Origin of the sequence: Streptomyces sp. NPDC091280 (assembly GCF_044768565.1) — a bacterium.
GTDB lineage: Bacteria > Actinomycetota > Actinomycetes > Streptomycetales > Streptomycetaceae > Streptomyces.
In genome coordinates this window covers 63861-83970 of the sequence record NZ_JBIVUZ010000004.1, presented here as the reverse complement: position 1 = coordinate 83970, position 20110 = coordinate 63861, and the positions used below count along the sequence as shown (strand labels likewise).

At 74.4% G+C, this 20110-nt stretch carries 18 protein-coding genes; 13 read left to right on the top strand and 5 right to left on the bottom strand.

What is annotated here, in order from left to right; all coding sequences use genetic code 11:
• Window positions 1-92 precede the first annotated feature (92 nt).
• Genes ACIQPR_RS13745 through ACIQPR_RS13685 form a run of 13 tightly spaced genes read left to right on the top strand, consistent with a single transcriptional unit; the run spans window position 93 to window position 15862 of the window.
• Entirely contained in the window at window positions 93-962 is an 870-nt protein-coding gene (locus ACIQPR_RS13745; protein WP_403646658.1) for an effector-associated domain EAD1-containing protein, read from the top strand.
• Window positions 959-1609, top strand: a complete 651-nt coding sequence (locus ACIQPR_RS13740; protein WP_403646656.1) for a hypothetical protein — start codon at window positions 959-961, stop codon at window positions 1607-1609. Before ACIQPR_RS13745 ends, ACIQPR_RS13740 begins: the two co-directional genes overlap by 4 nt.
• Before the next feature lies 1 nt (window position 1610).
• Window positions 1611-2624, top strand: a complete 1014-nt coding sequence (locus ACIQPR_RS13735; RefSeq protein ID WP_403646653.1) for a HesA/MoeB/ThiF family protein — start codon at window positions 1611-1613, stop codon at window positions 2622-2624.
• The gene (locus tag ACIQPR_RS13730; RefSeq protein ID WP_403646650.1) at window positions 2621-4126 is read left to right on the top strand and encodes an effector-associated domain EAD1-containing protein; all 1506 of its coding nucleotides are present in this window, start codon (window positions 2621-2623) and stop codon (window positions 4124-4126) included. Before ACIQPR_RS13735 ends, ACIQPR_RS13730 begins: the two co-directional genes overlap by 4 nt.
• The gene (locus ACIQPR_RS13725; protein ID WP_403646647.1) at window positions 4116-5207 is read left to right on the top strand and encodes a JAB N-terminal domain-containing protein; all 1092 of its coding nucleotides are present in this window, start codon (window positions 4116-4118) and stop codon (window positions 5205-5207) included. The genes ACIQPR_RS13730 and ACIQPR_RS13725 overlap by 11 nt, the downstream gene beginning before the upstream one ends.
• The gene (locus tag ACIQPR_RS13720) at window positions 5185-6009 is read left to right on the top strand and encodes a hypothetical protein (protein WP_403647899.1); all 825 of its coding nucleotides are present in this window, start codon (window positions 5185-5187) and stop codon (window positions 6007-6009) included. Before ACIQPR_RS13725 ends, ACIQPR_RS13720 begins: the two co-directional genes overlap by 23 nt.
• Window positions 6006-7898 carry an ATP-binding protein gene (locus tag ACIQPR_RS13715; protein ID WP_403646645.1) on the top strand — a complete coding sequence of 631 codons (1893 nt, stop codon included), beginning with the start codon at window positions 6006-6008 and terminating at the stop codon, window positions 7896-7898. The genes ACIQPR_RS13720 and ACIQPR_RS13715 overlap by 4 nt, the downstream gene beginning before the upstream one ends.
• A gap of 32 nt (window positions 7899-7930) precedes the next feature.
• Window positions 7931-9130, top strand: coding sequence for an AAA family ATPase (locus tag ACIQPR_RS13710; RefSeq protein ID WP_403646642.1), 1200 nt, complete (start codon window positions 7931-7933; stop codon window positions 9128-9130).
• 27 nt (window positions 9131-9157) lie between these two features.
• Window positions 9158-9952, top strand: a complete 795-nt coding sequence (locus tag ACIQPR_RS13705; protein WP_403646640.1) for a hypothetical protein — start codon at window positions 9158-9160, stop codon at window positions 9950-9952.
• A gap of 3 nt (window positions 9953-9955) precedes the next feature.
• The gene (locus ACIQPR_RS13700) at window positions 9956-10216 is read left to right on the top strand and encodes a hypothetical protein (RefSeq protein ID WP_403646638.1); all 261 of its coding nucleotides are present in this window, start codon (window positions 9956-9958) and stop codon (window positions 10214-10216) included.
• Complete coding sequence (locus ACIQPR_RS13695; protein WP_403646635.1) at window positions 10213-10881, top strand: hypothetical protein; 669 nt, start codon at window positions 10213-10215, stop codon at window positions 10879-10881. Before ACIQPR_RS13700 ends, ACIQPR_RS13695 begins: the two co-directional genes overlap by 4 nt.
• Window positions 10882-10940: 59 nt before the next feature.
• Window positions 10941-12701, top strand: a complete 1761-nt coding sequence (locus ACIQPR_RS13690; RefSeq protein WP_403646632.1) for a hypothetical protein — start codon at window positions 10941-10943, stop codon at window positions 12699-12701.
• Window positions 12698-15862: a hypothetical protein gene (locus ACIQPR_RS13685; protein WP_403646630.1), complete on the top strand. Its 3165-nt coding sequence runs from the start codon at window positions 12698-12700 to the stop codon at window positions 15860-15862. Before ACIQPR_RS13690 ends, ACIQPR_RS13685 begins: the two co-directional genes overlap by 4 nt.
• 33 nt (window positions 15863-15895) lie before the next feature.
• Here the strand turns inward: ACIQPR_RS13685 and ACIQPR_RS13680 are convergent, their stop codons facing one another.
• The 5 genes from ACIQPR_RS13680 to ACIQPR_RS13660 all read right to left on the bottom strand — a co-directional run bounded on the left by ACIQPR_RS13680 (window position 15896) and on the right by ACIQPR_RS13660 (window position 20110).
• Window positions 15896-16108 (bottom strand): radical SAM-modified peptide, FtsH ternary system-associated, encoded by a 213-nt coding sequence (locus tag ACIQPR_RS13680; RefSeq protein WP_403647896.1) that lies wholly within the window; start codon window positions 16106-16108, stop codon window positions 15896-15898.
• 5 nt (window positions 16109-16113) lie between these two features.
• Entirely contained in the window at window positions 16114-17121 is a 1008-nt protein-coding gene (gene amrS / locus ACIQPR_RS13675) for an AmmeMemoRadiSam system radical SAM enzyme (RefSeq protein ID WP_403646628.1), read from the bottom strand.
• A gap of 56 nt (window positions 17122-17177) precedes the next feature.
• Window positions 17178-18290: a hypothetical protein gene (locus ACIQPR_RS13670; protein ID WP_403646625.1), complete on the bottom strand. Its 1113-nt coding sequence runs from the start codon at window positions 18288-18290 to the stop codon at window positions 17178-17180.
• A gap of 134 nt (window positions 18291-18424) precedes the next feature.
• Window positions 18425-19240, bottom strand: a complete 816-nt coding sequence (locus tag ACIQPR_RS13665) for a hypothetical protein (protein WP_403646623.1) — start codon at window positions 19238-19240, stop codon at window positions 18425-18427.
• A gap of 135 nt (window positions 19241-19375) precedes the next feature.
• Window positions 19376-20110 carry an FAD:protein FMN transferase gene (locus ACIQPR_RS13660; RefSeq protein ID WP_403646620.1) on the bottom strand — a complete coding sequence of 245 codons (735 nt, stop codon included), beginning with the start codon at window positions 20108-20110 and terminating at the stop codon, window positions 19376-19378.

Below are 20110 nucleotides of genomic sequence, written 5' to 3'. Positions count from 1 at the left end.
GCGATCCGAAAGTACACCCAGGCGGCGCCGGTGCGCGTACTCTTCCTGTGAACCAAGGCGTACACAGGGGTAGTTGGCTCGGGGGACGAAGTATGGCCGGTGCAACCTGGATCGAATTGCGCGAGGCCGGCGCATTCGAATTGTTGGGCGAATTATTTCCCGATGTGCTGAGCAGTCACGCATTCCTGGAGGACGTGGGAATAAGTCCCGCGCTGCTCCCCGCTTTCGGCCCGCCGCTGCCTGCGGAGGGCTGGTGGCGCGCCGTCTGCCGGACGGTCGACCAGGGCAGATTCGCGGCGGTGCCGCTCGATGCGCTCCTCGACGCCGCGTCCGCCCGGCATCCCGGGAACGCGCGATTACGAGCGCTCGCCGGCCGGGATCCGGACGGCGGCACGGCGGACGTCCCGCTGCGGGTGCTGTGCCTGATGGCGGGGCCGCTGGACGAGGCCAGGCTGCGGCTGGGCGCGGAGCAGCGGGTGATCCGCGAGGCCGAGGCCCGCTCCGCCGGGCGGCTCGCCGTGACGGTCCACCCGGCCACCAGGGTCGGCGACATCCTGCCCCAACTCGACGCCGTGCTCCCGCGGATCGTGCACTTCGCGGGGCACGGCACGGACGACGGGAAGCTGCTCTTCGAGGACGCCTCGGGCATCTCGACGGCCGTCCCGGTCGAGGCGCTGCTGCCCGCCCTCGCCCTGCACGCCCCGCTCAGCGGTGTCGTCCTCAACTCCTGCTGGACGGCGGCCTACGCGGAAGGGCTGCTGGACTGCGCGCACTGCGTGATCGGCACCCGGGGCGAACTCGGCGACGAGGCCGGACTCGCCTTCGCCGAGGGCTTCTACGGCTCTCTCGCGCACTCCCCCTCCGTCGGGCGGGCGGCCGAGAGCGGGCGGGCCGCCCTGCGGCTGCGCGGCCACTCCGCCGCCGACGTACTGCTCAAGTCCCGTACGGGACAGGCCGTATGACGGCACGTCAGCGGGAGAGCGCCGGGGGGTCGGCGAGTTCCGCAGCACCCGAGGTGTCCGGGGCCTTCGAGCGCGGGCTGCAACGCGGCGAGAACCCGCAGGTGGCCGGGGCCGACGGGCCCGCCTCCACCACGCTGGACTCGCGCTGGCTGGGCACCTGGCGCCGGCCGGGCTCGCAGCGGCGGGCGCCCTGCCGGGTGTGCGGCCACACCTTCCGGCGGGACGACACGGTGTTCCTGCGCCACTCGGCGGAGGGCCGGCTGAGCGATGTCACCCACCATCTGCGCAATCTGCCGTGCAGCGGCCAGGTACCGCCCGCCGACCCGCCCGACCCGCACGCCCAGGCCGCGTTCTTCCGGGGCGTGGACAGCACCGACCCCTCGCCGGACACGCTCCACACGGTACGGCTGATGCCCGGCAGCCCGGCGCTGGGATCGCGGCAGCAGCGCAACGCCTGCTTCGTGTGCACGCACACCTTCCGGCTGTTCGAGACGGTGGTCGTCTGCCCCTGCTCGCCGGCGGATCCGGGCTGCCTCAAGGCGGTCCACCAGGATCCGGCCCGCGGGCTCGGCTGCTTCGAGCAGTGGCGCAGCGAACTGACCGTGGACCAGTGTCCGATGAACTTCCGTACGTTGAAGCGGAGTTGACATGGGCCGCTTCGACCGGCACGCGCTCATCCCCGGCTGGGACCAACGGCAGCTGGCCGCCGCCACCGTCGTGGTGTGCGGGATCGGCGCCCTGGGCAGCCACCTCGCCCAGCAGCTCGCCCTCGCCGGGGTGGGACGGCTGGTGCTGTGCGATCCCGACACGGTCTCGGAGTGCAACCTCAGCCGCGCCCCGCTGTTCCGCGTCGGTGACATCGGCCGCCCCAAGGCCCCCACGGCGGCGGGCCGGCTCCTGGAACTCTCACCGGTGACCCGGGTCGAGGCCCGGACCGCTCCCCTGGTCAGCGGGGTGGGACTGGCCGAACTGCGGGACGCCGCCCTGGTCGTCAGCTGTTTGGACAGCCTGGCCGCGCGGCTTCAGCTCACCGGGCGCTGCCATCTCGTGGGCGTCCCGATGCTCGACGGCGGCACCGGCCCCTGGGGCGGCGAGATCCGCTACTACGACCCGGCCGGGCCCTGCTTCGGCTGCGGACTGACCGCCCGCGACCGGGCCGCCCAGGACGACCCCTGGGCCTGCGCGGACGCCACCACCGCGGAGGCCGGTGCCTCGGCCCCCGTCTCGGCGCTGATCGGGGCCTGGCTGGCGGTGCTGGTCGTCCGTCTGCTGTGCGGGGTGCTGCCCGACCCGGAGGTGGTCCGGGTGGACGCCGCGGGCGGCACGGCGTCGCCGGTACGGCTGCGCCGGGACCCCGACTGTCCGCTGCACACCCGGATTCCGGCCCATCTGGTGTCCACCGTCCCGCACAGCGTCCGTTCCACCCCGGCCCAACTGGCCGCCCATCTCGCCGCGGAGGAGACCGTGATGACCTGGGCCCCGCTGCCGGGCTCCCGCCCGACCGGGGAGTCCACCCGGCTCGCGGACGCGCCCTCGCGAGCGCCCCTCGCCGACCTCGGCGTCGCCCCCCGCGAGATCCTGCCGGTCGTCGCGACCGGCCGCACCCGAAGAATCCGCTACCTGGAACTCTCCGGGACCGGCGGGAAAGGAGGCTCCCGGTGAAACAGGAAGCGGGCAAGCTGCCCATCGAGATCAAGCAGCAGCTCATGCACACGCTGGCCGAGCTGTACCGCACGCAGAACCAGGCCGAGGACCTGCTGGACGACATGGACTTCCCGCCGCAGACCCGGCCCCGCTGGGACGCGGGCCAGGAGGTCGTCGGCTTCTGGGGACAGGTCGTACGGGCCCTCGAACTCGGCGCCATGCGCGACGGGGTGCTCCGGCTGGTGGAGACCGCGCTGGTGCGCTGGCAGGCCAACCACGACCTGCTCAAGATCCGCGACTTCCTGCGCGCCGAGCGCGCGGAGGAGACCGAGGACGGCCGCAACGCCGACCAGCACTTCAGGACCGTCGAGTTCGTGGGCAGCGAGGCCTACCCGGAGTTCCTGCGGCTGGTCCGCGAGATCGTCGATCCCGCGGCCGTACAGCTCTACGCCAACAACCAGCAGGCGGCCTTCCGGGTGGCCGAGATGCCCACCGAACGCCTCGAACAGCTCCAGGAGCACGCGGCGCGGATCGCCCCGGGCGTCGAAGTCCTGTACGGGGAGCACGACTTCAGGCCGACCCTGTACGCCCGCCTCCAGGTCATGGGGCCCGACCGGCAGCTGTACGAGATCCAGTACGTCCCCAACACGACGCTGCCCAGCGAACTGGTGCCCGCCGTCTGGGCGCAGTACCGCCCGGAGGTGGCCATGGACGCCAACGGGCAGCTGCGCCGGGCCGTCGTCGACTACCGCGACGAGAACGGCGAGGCCCGCCGGCTCGATCCGGACGTTCCGCTGTTCAACCAAGGGGTGCGCGACGGCGGGCAGTTGGAGGTGTCGGCGGAGGCGACCGCGGGCGTGGACTTCTCGCTGCGGATGGAGGCCATCGCGCGGGCCCGCGACGACATCACCGACTTCGCCGACGAGCACGAGGAGTTCACGCTCGTCGGCACCGACCACGACACCCTGCCGGTCCGCTTCGAGGTGGAGCTGCATGTGCCGGGCTTCGCGCCGCCGGACGACCTGGACACCTGGCCGCTGGACCCCAAGCCCATCGACCACCACAAGCTCGTCATCGGTCTGCCGTCCGAGTTCCCCATCCACGCGCCGCGCGTGCTGTGGCTCTCGGACGTGTTCCACCCGAACATCGCCCGGGGCAAGGACAGCAACGCGGAGGGCTCGGTGTGCCTGGGACCGCTGATGACCGACTACACACCCGACCTCAGCCTCTACCGGCTGTGCCAGATGGTCATCGACATGGCCCGGTACCGCAACTACGAGATCCTCCCGCACGACTATCAGATGGCGCTCGACTTCGACTCCCTGGTCCGGGACATGCTGGAGCGCGGCGGCTATCTCGACCGGGCCGCCGCGGCCTGGGCGTTCTCCTGGGAGGGCCAGGAGCGCATCAAGGAGATCGGCGGCACCACCTGGCTGGCCCGGGTGGGCTTCACCTCCGGGGCCGACCGCTCCCGTTCCTTCGTCGTCAGCCGCGTGGAGGCGAGCCCGGATGAGTACTGAGAACCGAGCCGGAGCGGCCATGGTGCTGCTCTACAAGGGCACGTCCTTCGACCTCGTGGGCAAGATGACGCTGACCTCGCTGCTGGTGGACGCGTTCCGCAGCGAGCTGGAGACCGGCGACCAGGACGATCCGCTCGTCATGCACCTGCGCTATGTGCGCAGGCCCGATCCCCGGCTCATGGACGGTCCGCGCACCATCCACAACCTGCGCAGCCAGATCGGCAGGCTCGGGGTGATGCTCTCCCGCAACGGCGAGACCGTGGTGGACCAGGAGTTCGCCGTCCGGGAGCTGCTCGGTCCGGTGCTCCAGCACGTGGTGCGGCAGATCGACGAGGAGGAGGCGGTCTGGGGGTTCTGCCTGGACCATCCCTCGCTCAGCGGGATGGCGCTCAGCCGCTCGGCGCCGGAGGTGGAGGGCACCATGGACCTCAACCTGCGGGAGTCCAGGCGCAGTTTCACCGTCCGCAAGGTCGAGGAGCCGCCGGTGCCGCTGGTCGACCCCGGCGACCTGGGGATCGACGTCGACCGGCTCGGCCCGGTGACCGTCGTCATGCCCGGCGAGACCTACGACCATCTGCACCTGATGCGGCTGTCCCGGCGCATCGAGGAGGGCGGCTTCCTGATCGGCAAGGTGCTGCGCGTGCAGGACCCGGACCGCAAGGACGTCGAGGCGGACGGCGACGACCCGCCGGCCGAGCGGTACCTGGTGGAGATCACGGAGGTCACCCCGGCCGAGCACTCGGGGGCCGGGGCGCTGCACTTCACCTTCACCGGGGACTCGTTCCGCGAGGTCAACCGGCTGCTGTCGGACTCCGGTCCGGAACGGCAGTTGATGGGCTGGTACCACACCCATCTGTTCTCGGGGCACGAGTCCGGCCTGTCGGGCGTGGACGTCGATCTGCATCTGGGCACGTTCCGGCAGCCCTGGCAGGTGGCCGGTCTGGTCAATCTCACCAGCGACGAGCGGCTGCTGCGTTTCTACGCCCGCCACGGCGACGGTGTGCGGGAATGCGAACAGTGGGTGACGGATGAGCGCGGTCGATACAGCCTTGCGCGTCGTGCTGTGGTCGACGGCCGCTGACGAGGGCCGGACGGTGCCGCCCGAAGGGGATCTGACGGACCCTCAGGAGCTGGCCGACCCGCCGCCGGACGTCTCGGCGGCGGTGGTCCGGCTGGCCGTGCGGACCGCCGCCCGGCTGCGCCTGGACGCGCCGGCGGCCCGCGAGCACCGCCCGGTGGGTGCCGGGGCGCTGCTGCTGGCGGCGGCGGTGGGCGCCCGCGCCCGGTCCGACCTGGCGGCCGAGGTGGTGCGGGCGGTGCCTGCGGCCCGCTCGCTGTGGGACGTCCTGGCTCATCACGCGGTGGTCGCCCCGGCCCTTCGGCACTGCGCCGACCCGGTGCTGGCCGGACGGCTGCGCGACGCCTCGCCGCTGACCGCGCTGCTGGACCGGCCGACCCCGTCCGGCGAGTCCGCGGCCGAACTCCTCCTGGAGGACGTGCTGTTGGCCCATCCGCAGGGCCGCCGCCTGGTCACGACGGTGTACTGCGAGCCTCCGGCCTCCCCCGCGCAGGCCCTGTGGCGCGGCCGGCTCCTGGACCAACTCCGCATGCCCGAACGCGAGTTGGTGCTCGATGTGTACGAGGCCGCCCTGCTGCGCCACACCGCCGAGCACCTGGCCCTGGTCCGCGACGCCCGGCTGAGCCTCACCGTCCCCCCCGACCTCCCGGCCGCCCGCCCGGTGGCCCGCTGGTGGTCGGCCCTCGCCGCGCTGGAGCGGTCGCACGGACGGTCGTTGAAGGCCCGCTCGGGCATCACCCGCGCCTACCTCGAAGGCGTACGGCTCCACCGGCAGGTCGAACGACTGGAGGCGAGTACCGCATGACCACGTCCACCCCCCGCCGTATCTCCGTGGTCGGGCCGGACCAGGAGTCCCTGCGGGCCCTGCGCCGGCAGCCGCCCGACGTCACGGTCGCCGAGGCGCTGGCCTCCGGACCGTACAACCTGCTCACCCCGCTGGAGCCGGGCTGGGACCTGCTGCGCTGGCAGTCCGTGTCGCCGGAGTTCCTGCTCCAGTCGGACCTGCCGTACGGCACCCCGGTCTACCCGCCGAGCTACTCGCCCGGACCCGCCGCCTCCCGGCGGCCCCCGCCCCGGCTGGAGAAGCAGCCCGACACCGCCGTCGAGGACGTCCCCGCCCCGCCGGTGTTCCGGCATCCGCAGCCCAAGGAGCTGTCCGAGGACGAGGCGACCGTGCTCGCCTACAGCCGGGACATCGCCCAGGTGGCCTCGCTGCTCAGGGCCGGTCTCTCGGTGCTGGTGGTGGCCGAGAAGTCGGTCGTGCCGCACCTGTGGCGGGAGATGTCCGTACGGGCCCAGCTGCGGGCGGAGGTGCTGGAGGCGCCCGACGACGATCCCCAGGAGCAGTCTCCGCAGGAGGAGTTGATACCGGTCCAGCAGAACTCGCGGCAGCGGCTGCTGGCCCGGCTGCGGGACCTGGTGCGGGCGCTCAACGACGACCAGGTGCTCGTCGTCCAGCATCTCGACCTGCTCGCCGGGGGCAGCGACGGCTCGCTGTCGGCGGAGGCCCGGGAGGTGACCGAGCTGCTGCACGGGGCCGCGGAGCGGGTGATGCTCGCGTTCGCGGCGCCCTCCCTGTCGGTGCCGGAGGTGCTGGCCGAGCGGTTCAGCACCCGGGTGTCGATCACCGGGGTGCCCCGCACGGTGTGGTTCCGCGACGACGACGAGGAACAGCCGCTGGGGCGCGCCCTGGTGACGGTGGACGAGACGGAGCGCTTCGCGGGCTACGACCCCGTCGAGTTCTACAAGCACGTGGCCGGCATGAACCCGGTCCTGCTGCGGCAGGCCATGCGGTACACGGTGAGCGTCCACAAGGACCACCCCGCGCCCGGCGCCCGCGACCTGTACTCCACGATCCGCGCGTTCAAGGCGCAGATGTCGAGCAACTTCGAGGTCCCGGACGTCGGTTTCGAGGACATCGCGGGCTACGACGAGGTCAAGGAGCACATCCAGCGGGCGATCGACATCGTCGTCGGCCACCACCGGCTGCCGCCCGAGTACGACCATCTGCGCACCAAGCTGATCCCGCGCGGCTTCATCTTCCACGGCCCGCCGGGCACCGGTAAGACCCTGTTCGCGAAGGCCATCGCCAACCGGATGAACGCCACCATCCTGGTGGTGTCCGGGCCGGAGATCATGGGCACCTACGTCGGCGAGAGCGAGCGCAACGTCCGGGAGATCTTCGCCGAGGCGCGGCGCAACGCCCCGTCGGTGGTGGTCTTCGACGAGTTCGACTCGATCGCCTCCCGGCGCTCGGAGCACTCCGACGGCGGCAGCCGGGCCGGCAACGCGGTGGTCGCGCAGATCCTCACCGAGATGGACGGCTTCCGTCCCGAGGTGCCGACCCTGGTGATCGGCACCACCAACCGGCTGAACCTGATCGACGAGGCGCTGCTGCGGCCCAGCCGCTTCGAGACGATCGGCATCGACGTGCCCAACGACGAGGCCCGGCTGAAGATGATCAACCTGCACGCGGCGAAGTTCGGGATCGACGTCAGCGGCGGCGTCGACGAGCTGATCGCGACGGCGATGAGCGGCCGCAACGGCGACGACATCCACTCGGTGTTCCGCGACGCGTTCGTCGCCGCCCACTTCCAGAATCCGCCGGTGCCGCCCACCCCGGAGCAACTCGGCCAGATCGTCGGCCAGTTGCAGCGCTCCCGCCGGGAACAGCGCCGCTCCGCCCGGCGCTGACGGCGCGGACCCACGAGAGACGAGGAGGGACCGTGAGCTGGGGTCAGGACACCGTCGACACCATCAGGGACCTGGAGTACGTGCGCCGCCGGCTCGGTGAGCGGTTCGTGGGGCGCGAGCGGGCCGTCAGGCTGCTCCAACTCGCGGTGGTGTGCCGGGAGCACGCCCTGCTGCTGGGCCCCACCGGCACCGCCAAGAGCGAGCTGATCGCCACGCTGGCCCGCCATGTGGAGGCCCGGCACTTCAGCTATCTGCTGACCCGGTTCACCGAGCCCTCGGAGATCTTCGGCGCGCTGGACTTCGAGCAGTTCCGGCAGGGCACCTACCACGTGCACACCGAGGGGATGCTGCCGCGGGCCGAACTGGTCTTCCTGGACGAGGTGTTCCAGGGCAGCAGCGCCATCCTCAACACCCTGCTGACCCTGCTCAACGAGCGGCGCTACCACAACGGCGCGCGGGCCGAGAGCGCCCCGCTGATCAGTCTGCTCGGCGCGACCAACGACATCCCGGACGACCCGGGGCTGACCGCGTTCTCGGACCGGTTCCTGATCCGCCTCCAGGTGGAGCCGGTGGGCGGCACCGACCTGGAACGGCTGCTCCAGGTCGGCTGGGGCCACGAGACCCGGCGGCTGGCGAGCGCGGTCAACGAGTCGGCCGCGTCCCGGGAGGGCGGTACGGCGACTACGGCGGACCGTACCGACGGGACGGTGACCGTGCGGCGGCTGGAGCAGCTCTCGCTGCGGCTGCGGGACATCGACCTGGATCCGGTCCGCGGTGAACACCGGGAACTGGTACGGCAGTTGCTGATCCAGGGGGTGCGGCTCTCGGACCGCAGGCTGGTGCGCAGCCTGAAGCTGGTGGCCGGGGCCGCGCTGCTGCGCGAGTCACGGACCGCGCAGCCGGCGGACCTGTGGCCGCTGGCCCACATCTGGACCGACCCGGCCGACCGCACCACGGTCGAGGAGGCCGTGCACACGGTGGTCGAGAAGCACGGCGGGGAACCGGCCCGGCGCCGCCGCCCGGACCACGAGATCCTGCTCGACGCCCGGGAGACCGCCGCGCCGCTGACCGCCGCACGGCAGCCCAGCGAATGGAGCGTCATCGACGGGCTCCACAAACTCGGCGATCTCTCCAGGGAGTTGAGGGAGCATCAGCCGGTGAACACCACGACCGAGGCACAGCTGTCTCGTATCATTGCCGAAGTGAACGCCCTCCTCGGCGAGTTCGAGTGAGCGCGGGAACAACTAGGGGGTACCCCAATGTGCAATCCCCGACGGGTCCGGGTCCGGGCCTCCAGTCGGCTCACCAGGATGTGGCAGGAGGAGCTGAGCCGGACGGGTCGGGCCAGCGCCGAGGTGGCCGGCGAGGCCAGCGTGCGGCAGGAGTTCGGGACCCTGCTCGGCAAGGCGGCACGGCGGGCCTTCGAGGCGGCGCTCGGCGCCGACACCCGCTGGGTGTGGCGGGACGGCGTCTACCACCTTGAGCTGGAGACCGGCGCGGTGGCCTACCACCTCGACACCGGTGAGATCGAGATGACGCTCCGGCTCAACGACGTGGTGACCGCCGAGGCCGAGGTGACCCGCACCCTGACGGGCACGGTCGAGGTGAACGCCACGGCCGAGCGGACCGAGCGGTACTACGACGACAGCTGGGCGGGCCTGAGCAAGTCGGTGGCGGAGCACACCGCACGGCAGGAGGCGCAGCTGCGGGCCGACCGCAAGGCCGCGGAGCAGGCCGCCCGTGAGGAGGAGCAGGAGCGGCTGGCCGGGCAGCGCCGACTGGCGGGCCTGACGGACGAGTTGGACGCGGAGGCCCGCGAGCGGGCCGAGCGGGACCTCGCGGCACCGGCCGAGCGGCGGCGGGCGGAGCTGTCCCGGGACGCCGCCGAGCGGCTCGAAGCGGCCCGCACGGAGTTCCTGCGCCCGGTGCACGAGGTGCTGGCCGTCGCCTACCGCGACGCGATCCTGGAGTACGCGCGTGCGAACGGTGCGGAGGCGCTCCGGGTCGACGAGGCGGACGGCGTCCTCAACATCCAGTTCGAGATGGAGGCCTGAGCCATGCGGGTCAAGGTCGAGTTCCGGTACAACTCCGAGACCGGGGAGGTCGAACTCTTCCAGGTGGACGATCTGGGCCGGACCACCCGGGTGCGCGACCACGACGCCGCGCACGACGAGATCGCCTTCGCCCTCGGCCAGGTGCTGGAGCGCAGACCCGGCGTCGAGGAGGTCGTGGACACCGGTCACGGCGCCGCCCCCGTGCGGGCCCCGGAGCCGGACGATCCCGAGGCGGTACGGCGGCGAGAGCGCGCCCGCGAATGACGGGGCAGCCCGACCTCCTGGTACGCGCCGCCCTGTGCTACGAGCAGACGGGCGCCTACGCGGACGCCGCCCGCTGCCACGAGGAGGCCGGTCACCGGCTGAAGGCGGCCGAGCTGTGGGAGCAGGCGGGCGATCCGGTGCGGGCCGCCGAGTGCTGGCAGCGGGCCGGCCGGCCGCGCCGGGCCGGCCGGTGCCTGCTGGCCGCGCGGCGGTTCGAGGCCGCCGCGGAGTGCTTCGAGCAGGCCGGCGACCTGCTGCGGGCGGGCTGGACCCTGGTCACCCTCACCCGCTCGTTCGCGACCGCCGAGCAGCTGTTCGCGCTGGCCCGCGCGGGCAACCCGGGCGAGCGCCTGCGCCGCGGGCTGGGCCGCGACCTGGCCGTCGCGCTGGCCTACGGCGAGCGGGCCGCGCTGCTCGGCACGCTGGGCGCCGTCCCGGACCGGCTGGCCTCGCTGTCGCCCGCGCGCGAGCGGCAGGAGGCCGAGGTGTGGGCGGTGACGGCGGCCGACCAGGTGGGACGGCCGGACCTCGCCGCGCTGGTCTTCGCCGCCTCCTACCGCGCCGGTGTCACCGGCTGCGCCGACCGCTGGCAGCACTGGGCGGCGCGGGCACTGGGCGACACCACGGGCGTACCGACCGGCCCGGCGCCGCCGGGCGCCGGGTAGGGCCTGCCGGCACCACGCCTCGCAGCCCTTGCAGTCGGATCCACTCATCGGGGGACAACATGAGCAGTCCATGGGGGCGGCGCAGGAGAAGGATCTTCCCGTCCGCGGTACCCGCCCCACCGCCCTTTCCGCCCGGCCCCGCAGAGCCGCCGCGGCCACGTTTCGAGGCCGTACCGCTGCCTCCGCACGGCCGCGAGGAGCCCGCTGCCGAACCGCCGCCGTACGAGCCGGGCCCGGGACCGGTGCCGTCCGCGTGGTCGGCCGTGGTCCGCTTCCCGTCCGCGCGGGCCGCGCTCGGCCATGTCGCGGCCACCGCCGAACTCGGTGTGCCCGCGCTGCGCAGATCCCCGCACGACGGTGCGGTCTGGGCGCTGCTCGGCGCCGCCCAGCAGCCGGGCGTCGAGCTGGTGCCCGGCTACGGCGGTACGGTCCACCAGCCCGACGCGGACGGCCTGTTGTGGCCGCTGGGCACGGCCCGCGAGCCCGAGGCGGCGCCGCCGCGGAGGCGCCTCCCGCGGTCCTACGAGCCGCCGGAGGAGCACGGGCGGGGGCACGGCGCGCGGTCCCGGGGCGCGCTGCCCGACCTGGAGCGCGGGGTGCGTCCCGTGGGCCGGATCGACGACGTCGTCGCGTGGGAGCCGGTGCCGCTCGCCGAGCTGGCCGCGCACAGTCCGACCGGGGCGCCGCCGCCCGGGTTGCGGGAGATCGCCGTACTGGCGCCGGGGGCGCTGGCGCGCTGGCTGCTGCGGCGGTGTCTGGCGACCGGGGTGCCCACCACGTTCACACCGGTGGAGCGGCTGGACCCGGACGGGCGGTCCGACACCGGGTGGCTGCTACTGCGGCTGCGGGCCGCCGAGGGGGGCGTGCCCGCCGGTCTGGTGGCGGCGTGCGGGCGGCTGCCGGGGACGGTCGCGGGCCGGCCGACCGATCCGGACTGCCGGACCGTGATCGACCTGCGCCTCCAACTCCCTTTGCCGGACGCCCTGTTGCTGGACGAGTTGTCGGGTGACCGGCATCTCGTGGTGGAGTGCGCGCCGACCGGCCCCTGGTCCTGGCGTCCGCTGGGCAAGCCCGCCGCGGGCGCGCTGCTGGACGCGGGCGCGGCGCCGACCGTCCGGACTCCGGCCGGCACTCCGGTGCCGGTGCCGCCGCTGGGCCCGCCGCTCGTGGTGCGGGTGGTGGCCAGCCCCCGGGCGCCGCACCGGGTGGACGCGGTACTGGTCTCGGACGCCGAACTCGACGGCCTGCGCCGGTTCCTGCGCTGCCGTCCGCTGCACGAGACGGCCGTGGTGGTGTTCGGCCCCGGCCGGCATCTGGTGACCGAGCCGCCCGGTCTGCTCCAGGCCCTGCCGTTCGGGGTGCCGGTCCACCAGACCGGTCCCGGCGGGCTGTATCTGGAGAGCGGCTGTGTCCTGAGCCCGCCGCTGCCGGACCCGGCCCGCGAGGAGGTCCTCGGCCTCGGCCCCGACACGGTCAAGGTGCTGTGCCGGGACGGCGCCTGGGAGCTGCGCCTGGCGGACGCCCGGCCGGCCTGGCAGCTGTGGGTGCCCGAGGCGCCCGCGTTCGCGGCCGGACTGTCAGCGCCCGCCCGGGAGTTGCTGGGCCGGGTGGCCGCCCTGGTGCCGGAACCGGAACCGGCCGCGGCCACCGCGTCCCGCACCCTGGAGACGGAACGGCGCGGTCTCAACCAGGCGGCCATGGAGCACTCGCTGCGCGGCGAGTACCGCAAGGCGGCCGAACTCCTGGAGCAGGCGGGGCACTTCCAGCGGGCGGCGCGGATGTACGAGCGGGCCGCGGCCGAACTCGGCGGGTCGGCGTGAGCACGCCCCCGGTCGGTGCCTGGCACGCCCAGCAGATCCTGACCGTGCCCGCCGAGGACCTGCGCTGTCTGTGCCTGTCGCCGGACGGCACCGGGCTGGTCGTCGTGCACGGCGGTGAGATCGTCCGCCACGACGACGAGGGGCGCCCCGTGTGGCGGCTGCCCTGGCCGGGCCCCGCGCCGGCCGCGCCACCGCCCGCCGGGACCGACGCGGCGGTGTGGAGCCCGGACGGCGACCGGCTGCTGCTGCTGGTCGCCGGGCGGGCGGTCCTGGTCGACGCCGACACCGGTGAACTCCTGGACCTCCCGGCCGAGTTGCACGCCGAGGGCGAGGTGACCGCGGTGGCGCTGTCCCCGGACGCGCGGCTGCTGGCCGCCGGGCTGCGCTCGGGCAACGTGCTGCTGGTGGACCGGACGAGCGCCTCCGTGACGGAGCTGCGCGGGGTCGACCCGGTGGTGGAGGTGTGCTGGATCCCGGGCTCGCCGGACGTCCTGTGCGTGGCCACCTCCACCTCCGCGCAACTGTGGGAACCGCAGGGCCGCACCATGATGGGCACCCTCGGCGGCTTCTTCGACGGACTGCGCCGGGTGGCCTGCGCGCCGGAGGGCCGTACGGTCGCCGTGGAGGACTACGGCGGCATCCGCCTCCTGGATCCGGCCTCGGGGCGGGAGTCGACACGGCAGTTCGAGCCGCACCGGATGAACGCCCTCGCGTTCAGCCACGACGGCTCGCTGCTGATCGGCGGTTCCACGGCGGCCGGTGTACGGATCTTCGGACCGCGGCTGGACGTGCTGGGACAGCTGCCGGGCCGGGTGACCGGGCCGGGCGAACTCAGCCTGTCGGTCAGCGGGCTGATCGCCGCCCGGCTGGACGCCCACTCGGTCGCGGTGTGGGAACCGCCCGGCGCGGTGCCCCGCCCGCACCGGCGCCGCGATCCGGCCGCGCTGCGCCGCTGGGCCAACGCCATGGGCATCACCGTGGGCAAGGTCTACACCCGCTCCTCGGACCGGCCGCAGGGCGTGCTGCGCGCGGTACGGGTCCCCGACGCGGGCACCGGATGCGTGGCCCCGGCCTTCGCCTGGTCGCCGGACGGCACCGGCCACTGGTGCGAGTCGGGCCCCGGCCGGATCCTCGAACACGGCGCCGACCCGTCCGCACCGGCCCGCGAACAGCCGGTGCCGAGTTCCCCGCACGGCTGGTACGACGCCGTCTGCCTGGCCGGACCCGAACCCCTGCTGGTGCTGGCCGCGCACCAGGACACGGGCCTCAACCGGCTGGTGGACCCGCGCACCGGCGCGGTCGTCGCCGAACGCCCCGGCGGCCAGGCCCCGGCCGCCGACCCGGTGCGCCCCCTGCGCTGGGCGGTCCCCGAGCCCGGCGAGAACCCCTCCCACCTGCTGCTCCACGACCTGGAGCCGACCGCGGGCGGACCGCAGCGGCTGCCCGCCGAGCAGGGGGTACGGCGTCCCGCCTGGTCGCCGGACGGCGGACTGCTGGCGGCCGGCACCCGGGGCCGGGTGCTGGTGTGGGGGCCGGGACCCACCGGGCGCTGGCAGCGCCGCCAGGTGCTGGACTGGCCGGACCCGCAGGCCATGGTCTGCCGGGTCGCCTGGTCCCCGGACGGCACGATGCTGGCCGCCACGGCGGGCAGTTCGGGCGGCCCGGTGGTGATCTGGGACACCGCGTCCTGGCGCCGGCTGCGGTCCTTCGGGCAGGCGGGCGGCCGGGACTGGGCGCCCGCGCTGTCCTGGTGCGCGGACTCGCGGCTGCTCGCCTTCCCGTCCGCCGACCAGGCGTCGGTGGCCGAGGTGTGGGACGCGCGGGAGCCGCGCCGGATCAGGGCGCTGCTGCCGCCGGACGGGGTCGGCGGGCATCTGTGGACACTGCGCTGGTCCCCGGTGGACGACCGGCTGGCCAGCACCTACAACTCGGGCGCGGCCGTCCTCTGGGACCTGTTCGCCGGCCGCCCGCAGCCGGCAAAGGGGGCGCTGCCGAGCGGCCAGGAGGAGCTGCTGCGGATCGCCGCGGTCGCCGCGGCCGGCGGTTTCGGCGTACCGCTGGACCTGCTCGGCGATCTGCTGGCGCTGCTGCGCGGCACCACCCCGCCCCGGCTGCGCGCGCTCGCCGACCACCGCGGTCTGCACGCCCTGCGCGAACTGGGCTGGCCGGGGCCCGCGTCGGCGGGTCTGGTGCTGCTGCTCGTCGCGGACCTCACGTCGACTCCGGCGTATCTGGCGCCGCCCGAGGTGACCACCGGCGACCTCTCCCGGGCGCTGGCCCGGGTCCTCGTCGGCCCCTCGGTGCGGGCCCGGCACACGGCTCCCCCGTTGACCGAACTCACCGCCGCGCTGGGCACGGTGGACGACCGGCTCCTCGCCCTGCTGCGCATCCTGGGCCCGGAGGCGGTGGCCGCCGATCCCTCGCTGCCCGCCCGGACGCGCCGGCTGCGGCTGACCCTCACCCCGCCGGGTCCCGCCCAACGCGCCCTGCTGGGGCTGCGGTTGCTGGACGGCGACATCGGGCTCGCGGTCGGCGGCCTGGGCGGGACCGGCCGGTCGGGGCTGGCCAGGCACGGCGCGGCCAACCGGCTGCTGCCCACCCAACTGGCCCTGCCCACCGAGCTGTTGCGGGCCCGGCACGCCCGCGACGAACTCCTCTACCGGACCAGCAGCGGGCGCCTGCCCCGCGATCCGCACGGCGTGGTCCTGCTGCTCGACGACACCCCCGCGACCCACGGCAAGGTCGGTTCGGTGCTCCGGCTCGCCGCCCATCTGCTGGCCACCGCCTCGCTGCGGCTGCAACGCCCGTGCGCGCTGGTCCCGCTCGGCGAGCCGTGGCGGGCGCGGCTGCTCCAGGGCCCGGAGGACCTGGTCCAGGTGTGGGCCACCGGACCGCTGCGGGCCGGTGACGTGGCGACGGCGTTCCGCGAGGCCGAGGTGATGGCGGGTCGGCTGACCGCGGACATGGCCGGGCCGCCCCGGACGGTCCTGCTCACGCACCCCTATCTGCGCGCGGTCCCGCTCCCGGGCCTGCGCGAACTGCGCGTCCACTACCCGCGGCTGCCCTGGCGCGATACGGCCCCGCACCGCCACGTCCTGCCGCCGGACCCGGCCCCGGAGGAACTGCGGGCGGCGCTCACGGCACTGCTCCTGGAGGACTGACGGCGAACTGCCGGAAACCGGCCGGTCATCCGGTCAGCCGCAGAGCATCTGCTCGATCACGTCCGGCCCCAGCGCCTCCAGGAGCGCTTCGAGCAGTTCGGGCCGGAAGGCGTCACCGGTGACCTGGACGCCCTCCGCGTCGGCGCGGATGCTGATCCGCACCAGGCGACCGTCGGGGTGGTCGTCGTACTCCTCGGGCTGGATGAGGTCGGGGATGTGCTCGACCATGCGGTACTCGGCGGTCATCCGGGTCACCATCTTCCTTCCACGGGGGTGCCGCAGTGCGGGCACCGTCCTGAGGCGAGCGTGTTCGTGCCGAGCGCCCAGATGTCCCGTTCCACCACGGTGCTGCGGCACCCGGGGCAGGCGGTGGCCCGCCCCTCGGCGCCGAGCGCCCGCTCCACGTACACATGGCGCAACCCCTCCTCGCGCGCGGTGCGGACCCCGGCCTCGAGTGCGGCCACCGAGGTCGGGGCGTGGCCGGTGCGGTGGTGGGCGGGGGTGGCCCGGACCAGATGCCAGGGGATCCCGGGGTCGAGCGCGGCCAGCGCGCGGGCGACGGGCCGCAACTGCTCGGGGGACGCGGCGATCCCGGGGATCAGCGGTGTCGACACCTCGACCCACACGCCCTGTTCGCGCAGCCCGGTGAGCGCCTCCAGCACGGGACCGGGGCGGGCGCCGGTGAGTTCGCGGTGGTCGCGCTCGTCGAGCGTCTTGAGGTCGACGTTGACGGCGACGACATGGCGGGCGGCGAGCGCCACGGCCTCCGGGGTGAGGAAGCCGTTGCTCTTCCAGACGACGTCGACGCCGTGGGGTGCGCCCGACTCGGCCAGGGCGACGGTGAGTTCGAGGGCGAGGGACGGCTCGGTGTACGAGATCGCCACGCAGCCGGCGCGGGCGGCGGCCTCGGCGACGACCTCGGCGGGGTCGACGGGCTCGGCGTCCCAGGGCACCGAGTCCTCGCGACCGTACTGGGACATGCGGTGGTTGATGCAGTAGTCGCAGGCGAAGGTGCAGCCGGGCGCGGCGAGCGTGAGGCAGGGGGTGCCGGGGCGGAAGTGGTAGAGCGGTTTGCGCTCGACGGTGTCCCAGTGCCGTACGGAGGAGGCGAAGGTCGCGGTCTCCAGTCGGTCGCCGGTGCGGCGGCGTACTCCGCAGCGTCCCGTCTCACCGTCCTTGAGGGAGCAGCGGAAGGGGCACAGGACGCACTGCACCCGCCCGTCGTGCGGCCGGTGCAGCACCGCCGGTGTCCACCGCACACCCGTCCCCCGTCCGTTCGGTACGCCTTCGCCAGCGTAGCGGCCGGCCGCGCAACTCATGGGGAAACGGGACGACTTGGACCTCGTTCGGGTACGGCGTCCAGCGCGGCGAGCAGCAGGGCTCCGGCGTCGGCGTGGTCGTGGGGATGTGCCCGGACCGTCGCGGTACGGGTGCCGGTGCCGCGCAGTCGCAGTACCTCGTCCACGGCCCGTTCGCCGACGCCGTGGGTGTCGTAGCCCTCGGGGTCGGTCTGGAAGGCGATCGCGGCGGCGGACAGCACGGCACCGGCCGAGCGGCACCCGGAAGGCAGGCCGCGCAGCAAGCGCTCCGCCCCGGCGGGCACGTCGCCGTCGTCGGGGGCGGTGAGCAGTTCGGTGAGTGTGCGACCGCCCAGCCCCTCGTACCCTCCGTCGAGCAGGGCGGCGGCCACCACCGCCTCCTCCCCCGTTTCCGCCGGCTCCCGCGAGGCCGCCGCGCGGGCCAGCCGCACGCGTGCCGCCGGGGGCGGGTGCGGGCCGTCGAAGTCCTGTTCGTCCACGGGGAGTTCGGAATCCAGCAGGTCCGTGAGCAGTTCGGCGTAGGCCGTGCGGCAGACCACGGACGCGCACACGTCGGCGAAGGCCTCGCCCGCCCAGCGGGACCAGTGGGCGGTGCGGTCCGGGGGCAGGCCGGCGGTGGTGACGCGGTGGTGGATCTCGGCGCCGAGACCGCAGTCGTCCTCGATGTGATGGGCGCTCTCGTGGGCCACGCCGAGCAGCGCGGGCAGATGCCCGCCGAAGTACCAGGGCACCTCGATCACGGGGAACGGCAGCCGGGCGGCGGCCTCGCGGCCCTGCCGGGTGTGGATGCCACCGCGCGGCAGCAGGTCCTGGTAGGCGCTGCCCCGGCGGTGCGCGCGGGGCGAGGCGGTGCGGGAGAAGGCGACCAGCGGGGGTTCCTTGGGGCGGACCCCGGGCAGGGCGAGGACGGGGCCGTAGCACTGCCAGGCCAGTTCGTCGGCGACGTCGAGCACGCGCCGCAGGTCACGGACCCGGCGGGGCAGGAGTCTGGCGCGGAAGAAGTCCCAGACGTGGTGCAGGTCCAGGATCCGGGCGGGCACCTCGTGTCCCCGGCCGTCCGCGAGCCGGGCCCGCGCGTCGGCCAGGCCCGCGCCGATCAGGGCCGCCACGGCGTCGATCTGGCTGCGGTGCTTCTCCAGGGGGCCGCCGTCCTTGGCGGCGCCCTCCCACTGGCGCAGTTCCGCGGCCAGTCCGTCGACGGCGTGCCGCCGGGCCGCCGCCCGCCGTTCGGAAAGCGGCGCGGTCAGGACGCGTCCTCGGGGCCGGCGGGCTGCGGCGGGGTCTCCAGCACGGCCGAGGGATCGGCGAGGGCCTCCTCCAGCAGCACTTCGGGCACCGGTTCGCCGTCGAGGCCGCGTCCGGGCTGCGCGGGCCCGAACTCCGCGCGCACCCCGCCGAGCCACTTGGGCCGCAGCCGTACGACCCGGAACAGCGGGGTGGCGTGCTCGCCGATCCACTGGAAGCCGAGGTGGCGGCTGCGGGCCACCTCGGCGCCGCCCGCGAGATCGGCGAGCTGCAAGGGGCCCGCGCCCAGGGAAGTGGCCAGGCGCAGTTCGACGGCTGCCTCCGCCCCGGTGGCCACCAGTACGGCGGCCGTGTCCGCGCGGACGACCTGGGTCACCGCCAGCAGTTCGGGGTCCCAACTCCCCTGCCAGTAGCGGCTGACGAGGGACGCGGCGAGGGCGCGCGCGTCTGGGGTGCCGGTCTCGGTGAGCCCGCGGTAGGCGACGAACACGCCGTTCTCGCGCCCGAACCGCAACAGTGCTCCGGCCTCCGCCTCGGCGAGCGCGGAGAACAGCGGGTCAGTGGTGCCGGACGCCTTGAAGCGGACGTCCACCGCGCCGCCGGCGTCGAAGACGAACTCGCCGCGCGCCCGGGGCGTGGTCTCCTCGTAGGGGATGCGCCGCCCGGTGAGGGTCCCGGCCGGGCGCACGGCCCCGCCGGAGTCCTGTTGCAGTACGTCGCCCACGGCGACTTGCTGGAGCAACGGCCATGCCAGCCACCAGTCACCCCACGCCGTCCGCATGGCGTCCCGGTACCGGACGAAAGGCTGCACCACCGCTCGGCTCCTTCGCTGCCCACCCGACGACCTGGCCGCAGGCTAGCAGCGCACCGAGCGGGACACGCCCCGAACGGGCCTGTTGCGCACGGCCGTTGGGGCGGGGGGCGCACACCCGGTGGCATGGCCCCGGCGCTAGGCCGCCACCGTCGCGACCGGAAATCCCGGGGTACGTCTGACCCGGCGCTCCGCGTCGACCGCGAAGACCTCACAGCCGGGGCGGGCGGCGGCCCAGTCGACGCCCTCCGGGCCCATCGCGAAGGCCGCGGTGGCCGTGGCGTCGGCCTCGGTGAGGGTCGCGGCGACGACGGAGAGGCTGAGCAGTCCGGTCGCGGGACGGCCGGTGCGCCCGTCGACGATGTGGTCGCCGCGTTCGTAGCGGGCGGAGGTGGCCACCGCCCCCTCCGTCAGCTCCAGGACCGTGCACAGCCGGTCGGCGTGCTCGGGGTGGCGCACGCCGACCCGCCAGGGGCCGCCGGAGACGACCACGTCGCCGCCGGCGTTGAGGATGAAACGGCGGGCGCCGGCGGCGGTGAGCAGCTCGGCCGCCCGCTGCACCGACCAGCCCTTGACGACCGCGCAGGGGTCGAGGGGCCGGCCGGGCAGCCGGACGTCGAAGGCGCCGCCGGTCGCAATCCGGTACCGCTCGCAGAGGTCGAGGACCTCCGTCAGGTCCGCGCTGAGGTCGGCGGGCCGGAGTTCGCCGCGGTCGTGGCGGCAGACCTCGCTGTCCGGGCGGAACGGGCTGAAGCGGGCGTCGACCTCGCGCAGCCAGGCGAACAGCGCGTCCCCCGTCCCGGCCGGCAGGGAACCGTCGTCGTCGACGCGCAACGACACCGGGAACCCCATCACGTGCTCGACGCGGTTCAT

Bases quoted from the DNA above. Each gene is read 5' to 3' on its own strand.
- ACIQPR_RS13745 (WP_403646658.1), top strand. From the start codon at position 93: ATGGCCGGTGCAACCTGGATCGAATTGCGCGAGGCCGGCGCATTCGAA.
- ACIQPR_RS13740 (WP_403646656.1), top strand. From the start codon at position 959: ATGACGGCACGTCAGCGGGAGAGCGCCGGGGGGTCGGCGAGTTCCGCA.
- ACIQPR_RS13735 (WP_403646653.1), top strand. From the start codon at position 1,611: ATGGGCCGCTTCGACCGGCACGCGCTCATCCCCGGCTGGGACCAACGG.
- ACIQPR_RS13725 (WP_403646647.1), top strand. From the start codon at position 4,116: ATGAGTACTGAGAACCGAGCCGGAGCGGCCATGGTGCTGCTCTACAAG.
- ACIQPR_RS13715 (WP_403646645.1), top strand. From the start codon at position 6,006: ATGACCACGTCCACCCCCCGCCGTATCTCCGTGGTCGGGCCGGACCAG.
- ACIQPR_RS13705 (WP_403646640.1), top strand. From the start codon at position 9,158: ATGTGCAATCCCCGACGGGTCCGGGTCCGGGCCTCCAGTCGGCTCACC.
- ACIQPR_RS13700 (WP_403646638.1), top strand. From the start codon at position 9,956: ATGCGGGTCAAGGTCGAGTTCCGGTACAACTCCGAGACCGGGGAGGTC.
- ACIQPR_RS13695 (WP_403646635.1), top strand. From the start codon at position 10,213: ATGACGGGGCAGCCCGACCTCCTGGTACGCGCCGCCCTGTGCTACGAG.
- ACIQPR_RS13690 (WP_403646632.1), top strand. From the start codon at position 10,941: ATGAGCAGTCCATGGGGGCGGCGCAGGAGAAGGATCTTCCCGTCCGCG.
- ACIQPR_RS13680 (WP_403647896.1), bottom strand. From the start codon at position 16,108: ATGACCGCCGAGTACCGCATGGTCGAGCACATCCCCGACCTCATCCAG.
- ACIQPR_RS13660 (WP_403646620.1), bottom strand. From the start codon at position 20,110: ATGAACCGCGTCGAGCACGTGATGGGGTTCCCGGTGTCGTTGCGCGTC.